The sequence below is a fragment of the Aminobacter sp. NyZ550 genome (assembly GCF_025628925.2).
Lineage (GTDB): Bacteria > Pseudomonadota > Alphaproteobacteria > Rhizobiales > Rhizobiaceae > Aminobacter > Aminobacter ciceronei.
Map to the genome: position 1 here is coordinate 3,322,487 of NZ_CP114190.1, position 14,321 is coordinate 3,336,807.

General features: G+C 63.8%; 12 protein-coding genes. 6 read left to right on the forward strand and 6 right to left on the reverse strand.

Annotated features, from left to right (window positions below; translation table 11 throughout):
* Positions 1-19: 19 nt before the first annotated feature.
* Complete coding sequence (gene thrS / locus N7E70_RS16495; protein ID WP_263007002.1) at positions 20-1,996, forward strand: threonine--tRNA ligase; 1,977 nt, start codon at positions 20-22, stop codon at positions 1,994-1,996.
* Between the two features lie 96 nt (positions 1,997-2,092).
* Here thrS and N7E70_RS16500 read toward each other — a convergent pair whose 3' ends face one another.
* A complete protein-coding gene (locus tag N7E70_RS16500) occupies positions 2,093-3,061 on the reverse strand; it encodes a hypothetical protein (RefSeq protein WP_263007003.1) in 969 nt (322 codons plus the stop codon).
* 139 nt (positions 3,062-3,200) lie between these two features.
* Here N7E70_RS16500 and N7E70_RS16505 point away from each other — a divergent pair, with 139 nt between their 5' ends.
* Positions 3,201-3,785: a nitroreductase family protein gene (locus N7E70_RS16505; RefSeq protein WP_067961729.1), complete on the forward strand. Its 585-nt coding sequence runs from the start codon at positions 3,201-3,203 to the stop codon at positions 3,783-3,785.
* A gap of 5 nt (positions 3,786-3,790) precedes the next feature.
* Positions 3,791-4,396, forward strand: coding sequence for a flavin reductase family protein (locus N7E70_RS16510; protein WP_192316272.1), 606 nt, complete (start codon positions 3,791-3,793; stop codon positions 4,394-4,396).
* 3 nt (positions 4,397-4,399) lie between these two features.
* Here the strand turns inward: N7E70_RS16510 and N7E70_RS16515 are convergent, their stop codons facing one another.
* Together N7E70_RS16515 and N7E70_RS16520 are read right to left on the reverse strand one after the other, a co-directional pair.
* On the reverse strand, positions 4,400-5,281 hold the full coding sequence (locus tag N7E70_RS16515) for an HpcH/HpaI aldolase/citrate lyase family protein (protein WP_263007004.1): 882 nt from the start codon (positions 5,279-5,281) through the stop codon (positions 4,400-4,402).
* Positions 5,281-5,736, reverse strand: a complete 456-nt coding sequence (locus N7E70_RS16520) for a MaoC family dehydratase (RefSeq protein ID WP_067961733.1) — start codon at positions 5,734-5,736, stop codon at positions 5,281-5,283. Before N7E70_RS16520 ends, N7E70_RS16515 begins: the two co-directional genes overlap by 1 nt.
* A 147-nt stretch (positions 5,737-5,883) precedes the next feature.
* On the opposite strand from N7E70_RS16520, the gene N7E70_RS16525 reads away from it, so the two are divergent.
* A complete protein-coding gene (locus N7E70_RS16525; protein WP_263007005.1) occupies positions 5,884-7,005 on the forward strand; it encodes a DUF2336 domain-containing protein in 1,122 nt (373 codons plus the stop codon).
* Between the two features lie 31 nt (positions 7,006-7,036).
* Here the strand turns inward: N7E70_RS16525 and parE are convergent, their stop codons facing one another.
* On the reverse strand, positions 7,037-9,097 hold the full coding sequence (gene parE / locus N7E70_RS16530) for a DNA topoisomerase IV subunit B (RefSeq protein ID WP_067961737.1): 2,061 nt from the start codon (positions 9,095-9,097) through the stop codon (positions 7,037-7,039).
* On the opposite strand from parE, the gene N7E70_RS16535 reads away from it, so the two are divergent.
* The gene (locus N7E70_RS16535) at positions 9,096-10,529 is read left to right on the forward strand and encodes a GGDEF domain-containing protein (RefSeq protein WP_263007006.1); all 1,434 of its coding nucleotides are present in this window, start codon (positions 9,096-9,098) and stop codon (positions 10,527-10,529) included. The two genes, parE and N7E70_RS16535, sit on opposite strands and share 2 nt — an antisense overlap.
* 202 nt (positions 10,530-10,731) lie before the next feature.
* Positions 10,732-11,052 carry a hypothetical protein gene (locus tag N7E70_RS16540; protein WP_192316279.1) on the forward strand — a complete coding sequence of 107 codons (321 nt, stop codon included), beginning with the start codon at positions 10,732-10,734 and terminating at the stop codon, positions 11,050-11,052.
* Between the two features lie 73 nt (positions 11,053-11,125).
* Here N7E70_RS16540 and gcvP read toward each other — a convergent pair whose 3' ends face one another.
* Together gcvP and gcvH are read right to left on the reverse strand one after the other, a co-directional pair.
* On the reverse strand, positions 11,126-13,939 hold the full coding sequence (gcvP, locus tag N7E70_RS16545; protein WP_263007007.1) for an aminomethyl-transferring glycine dehydrogenase: 2,814 nt from the start codon (positions 13,937-13,939) through the stop codon (positions 11,126-11,128).
* Between the two features lie 11 nt (positions 13,940-13,950).
* Positions 13,951-14,319, reverse strand: coding sequence for a glycine cleavage system protein GcvH (gene gcvH / locus N7E70_RS16550; RefSeq protein ID WP_115732174.1), 369 nt, complete (start codon positions 14,317-14,319; stop codon positions 13,951-13,953).
* Positions 14,320-14,321 lie beyond the last annotated feature (2 nt).

Sequence of the window (14,321 nt, forward strand, 5' to 3'; positions counted from 1 at the left end):
ACTGGATAGGAGAAGAGCATTGTCGAATTCCGTTTCCCTGACATTTCCCGATGGTTCCGTCCGCGACTACGACGCGGCGATGACCGGTGCCGCATTGGCCGAATCGATCTCGAAGTCGCTGGCCAAGAAGGCCGTGGCCTATGCCGTCGACGGCACCGTGCGTGACCTTTCCGACCCGCTCGGCAAGTCCGGCAAGGTCGAGATCGTCACCCGCGACGACCCGCGCGCGCTCGAGTTGATCCGCCACGACACTGCCCACGTGCTGGCGGAAGCCGTGCAGGAACTGTGGCCGGGTACCCAGGTCACTATCGGTCCTGTCATCGACAACGGCTTCTATTACGATTTCGCCCGAAACGAGCCTTTCACGCCCGAGGATTTCCCGGCGATCGAAAAGAAGATGCGCGAGATCATCGGCCGCAACAAGCCGTTCACCAAGGAGGTCTGGTCGCGCGACAAGGCCAAGCAGGTTTTCCGCGACAAGGGCGAGGCCTACAAGCTTGAGCTGATCGATGCGATCCCCGAGGACCAGAACCTCAACATCTACGCCCAGGGCGACTGGTTCGACCTATGCCGTGGTCCGCACATGGCTTCGACCGGCCAGATCGGCAGCGCCTTCAAGCTGATGAAGGTTGCCGGCGCCTATTGGCGTGGCGACAGCAACAACCCTATGCTGACGCGCATCTATGGCACGGCTTGGGCTGACCAGGCCCAGCTCGACCAGTATCTGCACATGCTGGAAGAGGCAGAGAAACGCGACCACCGCCGCCTCGGCCGCGAGATGGATCTGTTCCACTTCCAGGAGGAAGGTCCGGGTGTAGTGTTCTGGCATGCCAAGGGCTGGAAGATGTTCCAGAACCTGGTCAGCTACATGCGCCGCCGCCTCGACCAGCAGGGCTACCAGGAAGTCAACGCGCCCCAGGTGCTCGACAAGAGCCTGTGGGAGACCTCGGGCCACTGGGGCTGGTATCGCGACGCGATGTTCAAGGTGACGGTTGCTGGTGACGACACCGACGACGACCGCGTCTTTGCGCTGAAGCCGATGAACTGCCCGGGCCACGTGCAGATCTTCAAGCACGGCTTGAAGTCGTATCGCGACCTGCCGGTGAAGCTCGCCGAGTTCGGCAACGTCCACCGCTACGAGCCGTCGGGCGCGCTGCACGGACTGATGCGCGTGCGCGGCTTCACCCAGGACGATGCGCATATCTTCTGCACCGAAGAACAACTCGCCGCTGAGTGCCTGCGCATCAACGACCTGATCCTGTCGACCTATGCCGACTTCGGTTTCAACGAGATTTCGGTGAAGCTGTCGACAAGGCCTGACAAACGCGTCGGCTCCGACGAGGCATGGGATCACGCCGAAGAGATCATGGGCAATGTGCTCAAGACCATCGAGGCGCAGTCCGGCAACCGCATCAAGACGTCGATCAATCCGGGCGAGGGTGCCTTCTACGGCCCCAAGTTCGAATACGTCCTGCGTGATGCGATCGGCCGCGAATGGCAGTGCGGAACGACCCAGGTCGATTTCAACCTGCCCGAACGCTTCGGCGCCTTCTACATCGGCTCGGATTCCGAGAAGAAGCAGCCGGTCATGGTCCACCGCGCCATCTGTGGTTCGATGGAACGTTTCCTCGGCATCCTGATCGAGAACTATTCGGGCCACTTCCCGCTGTGGTTTGCGCCGCAGCAAGTGGTGGTGACGACGATCACCTCGGACGCCGACGACTACGCGCGTTCGGTCGCTGCCAAGCTCAAGGCCGCCGGCCTGTCGGCCGAAGTCGACCTGCGCAATGAGAAGATCAACTACAAGGTTCGCGAGCACTCGCTGGCCAAGGTTCCGGTCATTCTCGTCTGTGGCAAGCGGGAGGCGGAAGAAGCGACCGTCAATGTTCGCCGTCTCGGTTCGCGCGACCAGGTGTCTATGGGTCTCGACGAGGCGATCGCAGCCCTCGTTGACGAAGCGATGACGCCGGACAGGCGTCGCGCCCTTACCGCCTGAGACAAACAGGCTTTACAGCCTGAGACAAACAAGAAGGGCGGCTCGATGCCGCCCTTTTCGGCTCAGAGGTCCGGAAGTCAGACGACTTGCTGAAGCCTAGTCCGCGCCTTCGTTGGGGTCGATCGCGGCGTCTTCCGAGGCGACGACTTCGACGTCCTGGTTGCGGCCGGCAACGACGGTGAAGTCGCGCTGGTAGATGCGGTCGCGGTTCTTGGCGATGATGGTGTAGTCACCTTCCGACAGCACCATCGAGGCGAAGGCGCCGACGGCCTCGCGCAGCGGGTCGCCTGACTCCGTCAGCACCGACCAGGACGTGTCGGCGATGGCTTCGCCGCCGGCTTCGCGCACCAGCTTGAAGGTGACGTCGGCGGCGCGGTGCTCGACGGTCGCTTCAGTCAGCTTGCCGGCTTCGACGCGGATGTCGGAGCGGATGACGGCGTTGACGCTGCCATAGGTCGAGACGACGTGATAGGTGCCGGAATTGAGCCGGACCACCGAATTGGGTGCGACATTGGGGATGATCAGCGCGCGTTCGCCATCGCTGGTGGAATCGCCTTCGAAGATCGAGAATTTGAGCTTGGCCGGCGGGATGCGGACGCCGCCGGAAAGCACGGCGTCGAGCTTCAGGCCACCGGCGTCGAGCACCAGGCTCTCACGCTTGCCCTGCTTACCGACGGTGATGCGCTTGGTGGCACCGGCGCGACCATAGGAGGCATGGACGAGGTAACTGCCGGGCGGCAACTGGAACATGCTGGTGCCGCCCTGGGCCGAGGCGACCAGCGGAAGCTTGCCGTCGGGTCCGGCCTCGGGGCGGAAGACGCGCCAGACCAGGCCGCGGCCGATGTCGCTGCCCTTGTCGGTCAGCTGCGCGGTCAGCGTGATCTCGCCAAGGGCGCCCGTCGCCAGCGGTTCGTCGCCGCGCGGCGAGGCAAAACTAGAAATGCCGGGAAGGCTCAACCCGTCGATTGCCGCGGCACCGTCCTGCGCGAAAACGGCCGCAGGCTGCACGGCAAGCAGCGCGACAGCCAGAATCGGCGCGAAAAGTCGGAAGGATCCCCTCAGCATCCCTTGTTTGAAGCGCAAGGCGGTGGCAATTTCAAGGCTATTCCGGCGCGATGGATTCTCAACCGCACTGCGCCGATGCCAGAGCAGCCACCATTTACGGACAGGCGCTTCAGCCCAACATCCAAGGAGTGCCCGCGCCGTGACATCGCCGATTATCGACTTTCTGCTGACCCGCAACTCCGCGCCGATCCCCGAACTCCGGGCGCCGGCACCGTCCGACGCCGAGATCGCCACCATTCTGGCGGCGGCAAGCCGCGTGCCTGATCACGGCCGGCTGGAGCCCTGGCGCTTCATCCTCTATCGCGGCGACGTGCGTGTCGAGATCGGCCAGAAGCTGGCTGACTTGGCTGAACGCCGGGAAGGACCGCTGCCGGAAGGCCGACGCAACCAGGAGCTTGCCCGATTCTCGCGCGCGCCGCTGGTCATCGGCGTGGTGTCCAGCCCCAAGGACCACCCCAAGATCCCCGAATGGGAAATGTTCCTGTCGGGCGGCATGGCGGCGATGAACCTGATTACCGCAGCCAATGCGCTCGGTTACGGCACCAACATGATCACCAACTGGTACTCGGATTGCGAAGAGGGCCGCGCACTGCTTGGCCTTGCGCCGCATGAACGTGTTGTCGGCTTCGTCCATATCGGCTCCTATGATGGCGCCGGACAGGAGCGCCAGCGTCCAGACGTGGCAAAGCTCTATGCTGACTATGCCGGGCCTTGGGAGGGCTAGCACAGGTGTTCTACGAGCCGTCGAAAGGCCACGGACTACCGCATGACCCATTCAAGTCGCTGGTGTCGCCGCGGCCGATCGGCTGGATCTCGTCCGTCGGCAAGGATGGGGCGGTCAATCTCGCGCCCTATTCGTTCTTCAACGCGCTGTCCGGCAAGCCGCCGCTGGTGTGGTTTTCCTCCGAGGGTCAGAAGGACAGCGCCACCTTCGCCAGCGAAACCAGGGAGTTCGTTGCCAATCTCGTCGGGCGCGACCTGGCCGAGAAGATGAACAAGAGTTCGGTCAATGCGCCGCGCGGTGTCAGCGAGTTCGCTTATGCCGGGCTGACGCCGGTGCCTTCGCGGCTGGTGGCCCCGCCACGCGTCGCCGAGGCACCCGCTGCGCTGGAATGCAAGGTCACCGAGATCTTCCGCCCCAGAGGTCTGAGCGGGCAGGAGACCGGCGCCATCGTCGTCATCGGCGAGGTCGTCGGCATCCACATCGACGAGGCCTATCTGGCCGATGGGTTGTTCGACGTCGTCAAGGCCGGCAACGTCTCGCGCCTCGGCTACATGGATTATTCGACCATCGATGCCATCTTCTCGATGCGGCGGCCGCGCTGGGAGGACTGAACCTCAGCCGGCGACGCCGGCAGCACGCGCCCGGGCCAGCAGGCGCTGGGCGAGCCTCAGATGCGGCCGGTCATACATCTTGCCGTTGATGCCGACCACGCCCGGATTGCCTGCCTCCTCGAAGGCGGTGACGATGGAGGCCGCGTGTGCCACCGCATCAGTGGTCGGTGTGAACGCCTCGTTGATGATGGCGACCTGGTCCGGATGGATCGCCATCTTGGCGGTGAAGCCGTCACGTTCGGCTTCGAGGCACTCGGCGCGCAGGCCCTCGCCATCCCGGAAGTTGACGAAGACGGTGTCCACAGCGGCAACGTCGGCTGCCGCTGCACCCAGCACCGTCATTGCCCGCGCCAGGCGGAACACGTCGGTGTAGCGGCCGTCGCTGTCGCGTGCGACGCGTGCGCCGATGGCCGCCGAAAGGTCTTCCGCCCCCCATGTCAGCCCGGCAAGCCGGGCACTTGCGCCGGCATAGCTGCCGGTCGCCAGCACGCCGGCCGGGGTTTCCGTGATGATCGGGATGATGCGGATGGCGCCGTCCGGCAGGCCGTTTTCCGCCTCATGCACACGCAGCTTGGCAGAGAGATGCTGGACGTCGGCGCCGGAATTCGACTTGGGCAGCATGATGCCGTCTGGCGCGATCGGCACGATCGCCCTGAGGTCATCGTCGGTGAGTCCGGTCGAAAGGTCATTGACGCGCACATAGATCGACGCGCGGGTGTCGTTGCGCTTGCTGGCGATGAAGTCGGCGGCGACGCCGCGCGCATGCGACTTGTTGTCGGGTGAGACCGAATCCTCGAGATCGACGATGACGACGTCGGCGCCGGACGAAAAACCGCGTTCGAGCTTCTTTTCGGAATCGCCTGGAACGAACAGCAGCGAGCGCATCAGGCCGCCTTCTTCTTCATCATCATCGCCTGGCGCTGGCATTTGGCAACGAGCGCGCCGTCCTGATTATAGGCGCAATGCAGGAACTCGACGATGCCGCGATCGGTTTTCGATTTCGATTCGCGCACCGAAAGCACCTCCGTCTCGACACGAATCGTGTCGCCGTGAAAGACCGGATGCGGGAAGGTGGTCTCGGTCATGCCGAGATTGCCGATGGTGGTGCCGAGCGTCGTGTCGTGCACTGAAATGCCGATCATCAGCCCGAGCGTGAACAATGAATTGACCAGCGGCTTGCCCCATTCGCTCCTGGCGGCAAAGTCGAAGTCGATGTGCAGCGGCTGGGGGTTGAGCGTCATCGTCGAGAAGAACATGTTGTCGCTCTCGGTGACGGTCTTGGTGAGCTGATGCCGGATCACCTGGCCGACGACGAATTCCTCAAGATACAGTCCAGCCATCGGCAACTCCTCCCGTTGTGCGGATTTGATAGGCGCTGCCTCGCGGCCCGGCAAGGGTTAACGGATATGGTGAACCGTTCGTAAACCTTTTCTTCCTAGGGTCGTCATTGGGTTTGGGCGCTTGCTGCCAGGGGCGAAGAAAAGCGGATGGTCGTTTCGCATTTCCTGAAATGGATAGACACAGCCAAGGTGGGTGAGCGGGCGGCCGCGGCTGCCGCTCTTGCGAGCGCCTATGTCAACCGCGAGATGCCGTTCGAGGATCGCTGCGCAGCTGAGGCGGCGCTCACGCTGCTGCTCGACGACCCGTCTTCGAAAGTGCGCCAAGCGCTGGCCGAGGCGCTTTCGATGAGCGTCCACGCACCGCTCCAGATCATCGCAGCCCTTGCCGCCGACCAGCCCGACGTTGCGGCGATGGTGCTGGCGCGTTCTCCCTTGCTGACCGACGCTGACCTTATCGACCGCGTTGCATCGGGCTCGAGCGCCATCCAGAAGCTCGTTGCCGACCGGCCGGTCGTGTCGATGTCGGTTTCGGCTGCGATCGCTGAAGTCGGTGAGGCCGAAGCCTGTGTCGTGCTGCTTCAGAATTATGGCGCCGACATCGCCTCGCTGAGCTTCCGCCGCATGGCTGAGCGCTTTGGCCATGATGCGCACGTGCGCGAGGCACTTGTCGCCGATCCGCGCCTGCCGTCCGATTGCCGGCACCTGCTGCTGGTCAAGCTTGGCGAGGCCTTGAAGGCCTCGCCCTTCGTCATGGCATTGATGGGCGCCGCGCGCGCCGAAAAGGTGACGCGCGATGCCTGCGTCAAGTCTTCGCTGACGTTGATCGAGGGCACCCGCGCCAACGAACATATGGCGCTTGTCGAACATCTCAGGTTGCGCGGCGACCTGACCGCAAGCTTCATCATCCGCATCCTTGCTCATGGCAAGGTCGACTTCTTCGGCGCGGCTCTGGTCGTTCTGACCGGTCGCGACGAGCCGCGGGTGAGGGCGCTGCTGTCTGCCGGACAGGATGTCGCGCTGACGGCACTTTTGCGCACCGCCGGCCTTGCCGATGCGACACACGCGATCATCCTGCGGGCGCTGAAGATCTGGCGCGATGTTGCCAATGGCCGTCGTGTCGCCGGTGCCCAGGAAGTCAGTTGGCTGATGCTCAAGGAACTGGGTGGCCAGGCAGCCGAAGGCGAATTGGCCTCTTTGGTGAAGTCGATCCACCTCGAAGCCCTGCGTGAAAACGCCCGCGGCCACGCTCTGGCGATAGCGGCCGCCTGACTGCGGGCCGCTTTCTTCATTCAAATCCTGATCAGATATCCAGCGCGTCCGCTGCGGCGAACTCGGCGCGTTCCTGGATAAAGCGGAAACGCAGCTCCGGCTTGGTTCCCATCAGCGCGTCGACGGCGCTCTTGGTGTCGTCTTCGCTCTCATTGACCTCGACACGCAGCAGCGTGCGTTTCTTCGGGTCCATCGTCGTTTCCTTGAGCTGCGAGGCCATCATCTCGCCAAGGCCCTTGAATCGACCGATCTCGATCTTGCCGCGCCCAGTGAACTCGGTCTTCAGCAACTCCTCCTTGTGGGCGTCGTCGCGGGCATAGGCGACCTTGCCACCCTGGCGGATCGAGTAGAGTGGCGGCACCGCCATGTAGAGGTGTCCACCACGGACGAGCTCTGGCATCTCCTGGTAGAAGAAGGTGATCAAAAGCGAGGCGATGTGCGCGCCGTCGACGTCGGCGTCGGTCATGATGATGACGCGGTCGTAGCGCAGGTCCTCTTCGCGGTATTTCGAGCGCGTGCCGCAGCCGAGCGCCTGGATCAGGTCGCCGATCAACTGGTTCGAGGCCAGCTTGTCGTTGCCGGCGCTGGCGACGTTGAGGATCTTGCCGCGCAGCGGCAGGATCGCCTGCATCGAGCGGTCGCGCGCCTGCTTGGCCGAGCCACCTGCCGAGTCACCCTCGACGATGAACAGTTCGGCGCCGGCGGCAGCATTCTGCGTGCAGTCGGCCAGCTTGCCGGGCAGGCGCAGCTTGCGCACCGCGCTCTTACGCGACACTTCCTTTTCCTGGCGGCGGCGCACGCGTTCGTCGGCGCGCGCAATCACCCAGTCGAGCAATTTCGACGCTTCCTGCGGATTGTCGGCGAGCCAGTGGTCGAACGGGTCGCGGATCGCCGTCTCGACGATGCGCATCGCCTCGACGGTGGCCAGCTTGTCTTTGGTCTGGCCGACGAACTCCGGTTCGCGGATGAACACCGACAGCATGCCGGCGGCCGAGATCATCACGTCTTCGCTCGTGACGATCGAGGCCCGCTTGTTGCCGACGAGGTCGGCATAAGCACGCAGGCCGCGTGTCAGAATGTTGCGGAAGCCCATTTCGTGGGTGCCGCCATCGCCGGTCGGGATGGTGTTGCAGTAGGAATTGATGAAGCCGTCGCCGCCGAACCAGGTGACGGCCCATTCGACCGAGCCGTGGCCGCTCTGCTTCTCGCTCTTGCCCGAGAAGATTTCACGGGTGACCTGCATCTCACTGCCGAGCGAGGCCTTGAGATAGTCGCCGAGACCGCCGGGGAAGTGGAACACGGCCTTGGCAGGCGTCTCGTCCTTTTCCTTGATCAGCGTGGGATCGCAGCTCCAGCGGATTTCGACGCCGCCGAACAGATAGGCCTTGGAGCGCGCCATCTTGTAGATGCGTGCCGGTTCGAAATGCGCGCCCTTGCCGAAGATGTCCGGGTCGGGGTGGAAGCGCACCTTGGTGCCGCGCCTGTTCTGGACGTCGCCAAGGCTCTCCAGCCCGCCCTGCGGGACGCCGCGCGAAAAACGCTGACGGAACAGTTTGCGGTTGCGCGCCACCTCGACTTCAAGCTGGTCGGAGAGCGCGTTGACGACCGAAACGCCGACACCGTGCAGGCCGCCCGAGGTCTCATAAACCTTGGAGTCGAACTTACCACCGGCATGCAGCGTGGTCATGATGACCTCGAGCGCCGACTTGTTCTTGAACTTGGGGTGCGGATCGACCGGGATGCCGCGACCGTTATCGGTGACGGTGAGGAACCCCTCGGCGTCGAGCTCGACCTCGATGAAGGTCGCATGGCCAGCCACCGCCTCGTCCATCGAGTTGTCGATGACTTCGGCAAAGAGATGGTGCAGCGCCTTTTCGTCGGTGCCGCCGATATACATACCGGGGCGACGGCGGACGGGCTCCAGGCCTTCGAGAACTTCGATATCGGCAGCACTGTAGCTGTCGCTGGCGTCCTTTGCCGGAGCAGGGCGCTTCGCCGCCGCGGCCGCCGCGACCAGCGGGTCAACCGGACGGGAAACGGGGCGTGCAGGCTGGTTGCCGAGATTGCCGAAAAGGTCGCTGTTGTCGTCCATGCTCAATACGGTTGTTCCGCGCTGCGAATCACTTGTCGAGTTTGCCAGTTTTGCCGGTCCGGCAACAGTTCCTGATCTGTTCGTCCCCCGCCCGTTCGATATGCCGGAATTGGCAGGGCCGGCGCAACCTTTCGTAAACGCTAACCGAAGTCGCAGCACTCAGCTGACGATGGCGCGGCAATGTAAGGTTGCGGCTGACCCGGAATGTCCAATAACTGCTGCCCGAACATTCGGACATCAGGAAGGCCGCGCCCCCGTGCTTGACTTTGGTTCCCTGTTGCTCGCCACGGCCCTGTCGGGTGCGTGTCTGAGCGGAACACTCGTCGCGATCTGGCTGACGGCGCGTCAGTCCCGTTTCGTTCTCACGATGGCGGTGGGAATACTACTTCTTGTCACCCATGTCATCGCCTTTTGGCTTTATGGTCGCCATGCCTCCTCATGGCTCGGGCAGGGCATGTTGGCGCTGCTCGTCGCCGGCTTCTTCGTCGTCTTCACCTCGGCCGACCAGTATATCGAGCGCGGCTGGTCGAAACCGGCAACCCTGCCAATTATCGCGATCATCGCCCTGACAGTCGTGGTCACCGCCGCCGGGTTCGACGGCGTCGGCTTCGTCATCGCCTATTTGGCTGTAACCGGCATCCTGGTCATGACGGCAACGGCCTTCTGGACGAGCACGGAGGTCGACCGTCGCGTGCTGGCCCCGGTCTCGCTGCTCACCGGCAGCAGCGCCATCTCCTTCGCGCTCTGTGCCTTCGTCATCATTCGGCAGAAGCAGTGGGTGCTCGGCAGCGTACCCAGGAACTGGGCCGAGGACGTCAACACCGTTGTCGTCGTCGCCTGCATGACCGCGCTTGGGGCGCTCACCATTTCGTTCCACCATCTGCGCACCCAAAGCCGGTTGACCGAGGAAACGTTGACCGATCCGCTAACCGGGCTGATGAACCGGCGCGCGCTCAACTCCCTGCATGCAAATACAAGCTTCGGGCAACGCATGGCCTTGGCCATGGTCGATCTCGATCACTTCAAGCGCACAAACGATGTCTTCGGCCATGCGGTGGGCGACCGTGTCCTGCAACGCTTCGCGGACATTGTGAGGCGGCAGTCCCGGCAAGGCGTCGAGGGCTTTCGGCTCGGCGGCGAGGAGTTCGCCATCGTCATTTCGGGAATGAGCACGCTGGAGATCTATGAAGTCCTGCGCAAGATCGGCGCCTCCTTTGGGGCGGAGGTCGTCGCAACCAAACTCGGCCCGCTCAGGAGCACGGTCAGTGCCGGCGTCTGTTTCGGCAGCGACGAAGCGAGGAGCCTGGAACAGATGCTTCTGGGCGCCGACGTAGCGCTCTATGCGGCCAAGCGCGCGGGCCGCAACCGTGTCGCCACGGCTGGGCCCGCGGACTGCGACGGATATCGGGAGCCGCAGCTTCTGTTCGCCTGAACGGTGAGTTGCCGTCACAAGCAGCCCGCGTTTTGCCGAATCTGCCGGCAGGGGTTCGGTTTCATGTTGCTGGCACGGGGGGTGGCGATGCAATTGTGGCGAATTGGGATGGCCATTGTGCTGGCGCCAGCGGCCGTGCCCCTTTATGTACTGCCTCGGTATGCTTCTGGGATTGGGATATCCCTATTCCGGTCCGGGGCACATGGAAAAGCATCTTCTCAGCATCGTCTGGTTGATGGCCCTGAGCTACGCCGTGAGCATTGGCCCCGGCGTGCCGATCGTTGCTTCGCTCCACTTCAGCCGAAAGCTGACCAGGCTGAACTGTATCGCTTGGGCATTGGTGGCCGGGGCTGCGGTTGGTATTGCTTTTTGCCTGTTCACCATTCCTCCGGACTACGAAGCCGCGTTGTCGCAGCGCGTCTTTCTCTCTGCAGGCTTTGCCGCCGTTGCCGCGTTGACCGCGTTGGCCATTTTGTCTGATCGCCGGTCGCGGCTGAGGAACTCTCCGAGTAGAGACGCGTAAGAGCGCGCCCATCCAAAAGCAAATCGGCGGCGCCCGTGAGGTACGCCGCCGATTGATGTGTTTGCCGTTCAGATTACTCGGCGGCGCCGAGATACTCGCTCAGCGGCGGGCAGGCGCAGACCAGGTTGCGGTCGCCGGCGACGTTGTCGATACGCGACACCGGTGGCCAGTACTTGGCGACAGTGTCGGGATCGCCGCCGGGATAGGCCGCTTCGAGGCGCGAGTAGGGATGCTTCCACTCGCCGGCCAGCGTTTCGGTCGCCGTGTGTGGCGCATTGACCAGCGGATTGTCATCCCTAGGCCATTCGCCCTTTTCGACCTTTGCCGCTTCGTTGGCGATCGCAATCATCGCATCGCAGAAACGGTCGATTTCGTGCTTCGGCTCGGACTCGGTCGGCTCGACCATCAGCGTGCCGGCAACCGGCCACGACATGGTCGGTGCATGGAAGCCGTAGTCGATCAGCCGCTTGGCAATGTCTTCGACCGATATGCCGGCCCGCTCCTTGAGCACGCGGGTGTCGAGGATGCACTCATGTGCCACACGACCGTTCTTGCCCTTGAACAGCACTGGATAGTGCGCCTCGAGCTTGCTGACGATGTAGTTGGCATTAAGGATCGCCGTTTCCGTCGCGTGCTTGAGGCCCGAAGCGCCCATCATCCGGATGTACATCCAGGTGATCGGCAGGATCGAGGCGCTGCCGAAGGGGGCAGCCGACACCGCATGCGCGCTGCCGATTTCGACATGGCCGGGAAGGAACGGCGCCAGATGCGACTTGACGCCGATCGGGCCGATGCCGGGGCCGCCGCCGCCATGCGGAATGCAGAAGGTCTTGTGCAGGTTCATGTGGCAGACGTCGGCACCGATGTCGGCCGGCCGCGAAAGCGCAACCATCGCGTTCAGGTTGGCACCGTCGAAATAGACCTGGCCGCCATGGGCATGGACGATCTCGCAGATGTCGCGTGCGCCTTCCTCGAACACGCCATGCGTCGACGGGTAGGTGAACATCAGCGCAGCCAGCTTGTCGGCGTGCTGCTCGGCCTTCACCTTGAGGTCGGTGACGTCGATGTCGCCGTCTTCGAGGCAGTGCACGACAACCACGTCCATGCCGGCCATCGCCGCACTGGCCGGGTTGGTGCCATGCGCCGAAGACGGGATCAGGCAGATGTTGCGCTGCGTCTCGCCACGCGAATGGTGATAGCGGCGGATCGCCAGAAGACCGGCATATTCACCCTGGCTGCCGGCATTCGGCTGAAGGCTGACGGCGTCGAAGCCGGTGATTTCGCACAGCCATGCTTCGAGGTCGTCGGTCATCGCGCGATAACCGAGCGAATGGCTGGTCGGCGCGAATGGATGCAGGTTGGCGACCGACGGCCAGCTGACCGGCATCATCTCGGCGGCGGCATTGAGCTTCATGGTGCAGGAGCCGAGCGGGATCATGGCGCGGTCGAGCGCCAGGTCCTTGTCGGCCAGCCTGCGCAGGAAGCGCATCATGTCGGTTTCCGAGCGGTTCTGGTGGAACACCGACTGGGTCAGGAACTCCTTGCCGCGCGGCTGGCCCGGCAGCGAACGCTTGGCTTCGGCCACGACCTTTGCGCCAAACAGGGCAGCGATCGCTTCGAGATCGGCAGCTGTCGAGGTCTCGTCGAAGGCGACCGATACATGGTCGGCGTCGATGACACGCAGCAGGCGGCCGGTCTTCTCGGCCTCGGCGGCAATAGCCTCGGCCTTGCCCTTGGCCTCGATGGTGACGGTGTCGAAACGTTTGTCGCCAAGCACCGGCAGGCCGGCAGCTTTCAGGCTCTCGGCGAGACGGCTGGCCAGCGCGTGGACCCGCTCGGCGATCGCCTGCAGGCCGACCGAGCCGTGCCAGATGGCATAAGATGCCGCCATGTTGGCGAGCAAGGCCTGTGCGGTGCAGATGTTCGACGTCGCCTTGTCGCGGCGGATGTGCTGTTCGCGGGTCTGCAGTGCGAGGCGGTAACCGGGGCGGCCCTTGCTGTCGACCGACTGGCCAACGAGGCGGCCAGGCATCAGGCGGGTCAGCTTGTCGGAGACGGCGCAGTATGCTGCGTGCGGACCGCCAAAGCCCATCGGCACGCCAAAGCGCTGCATCGACCCTGCGGCGATGTCGGCGCCAAGGCTGGCAGGCGTATCGGTTACGGTCAGGCTGAGCGGATCCGAGACGAAGATGACGATGGCGCCGACGGCCTTGGCCTTCTCGATCGCCGCCTTGTGGTCGCCATAGACGCCGTTGGTGTCGGGCCAGGAAACGATCAGCGCTGCCGTGTTGTCGTCGATGGTCTCGCCGTCGATCTCGGTGCCCAGCGGCTCGGCGCGGGTACGAACGACGTCGAGGACCTGCGGGTGCGCTGCACCGGCAATGGCGACGCGGCTGCGCTTGTCGCGGTGATGGCGCAGCGCGATGCCGACCGCTTCGGCAACGGCGGTTGCTTCGTCGAGCAGCGAGGCGGAGGCGACCGGCAGGCCGGTCAGTTCGGCGACCAGCGTCTGGAAGTGGAACAGGAGCTCCAGGCGGCCCTGGCTGATTTCGGCCTGGTAAGGCGTGTAGGCGGTGTACCAGGCCGGGTTCTCGAACAGGTTGCGCTGGATGACCGGAGGCACGTTGACGCCGTGATAGCCGGCACCAATGAAGCTCTTCAGCACCTTGTTGCGGCCCATCTTCTCGCCAAGCTCGGCAAGCGCTTCATGTTCGCTCGCCGGGGCCGGCAGGTTGAGCGCGCGGTCGAGCCGGATCGACTTCGGCACGGCCTGCGAAATCAGCGTTTCCACGGAGGGTACGCCGATGGCGGTGAGCATGGCGCGGGTTTGTTTTGGGCCGGGCCCAATGTGGCGGGCCGAAAAGGGATAGGGTGCAGTGGTCATCACAAGTGATCCTGTCAACCGATATGGGCTTTGTAGCCCGCTTCATCCATCAGGCCGTCGAGCTGGCCCGCATTGGCGATCTTCATCTTCCACAGCCAGCCGTCGCCGGTGGCAGCCGAATTGACGAGCGCCGGGTCGGACGAGAGCGTTGCATTGGCTTCGGTGATGTCGCCGTCGATCGGTGCATAGACGTCCGATGCGGCCTTGACCGACTCGACGACCACGGCGACGTCGCCCTTGGCGAGCTTGCGGCCGGCTTCCGGCAGGTCGACGAAGACCAGGTCGCCAAGCTGTTCCTGGGCGTAGTCGGTAATGCCGACGGTAGCGATGTCGCCTTCAACGCGGATCCACTCGTGGTCTTCGGTGAAATAGGTCTTGGTCATGG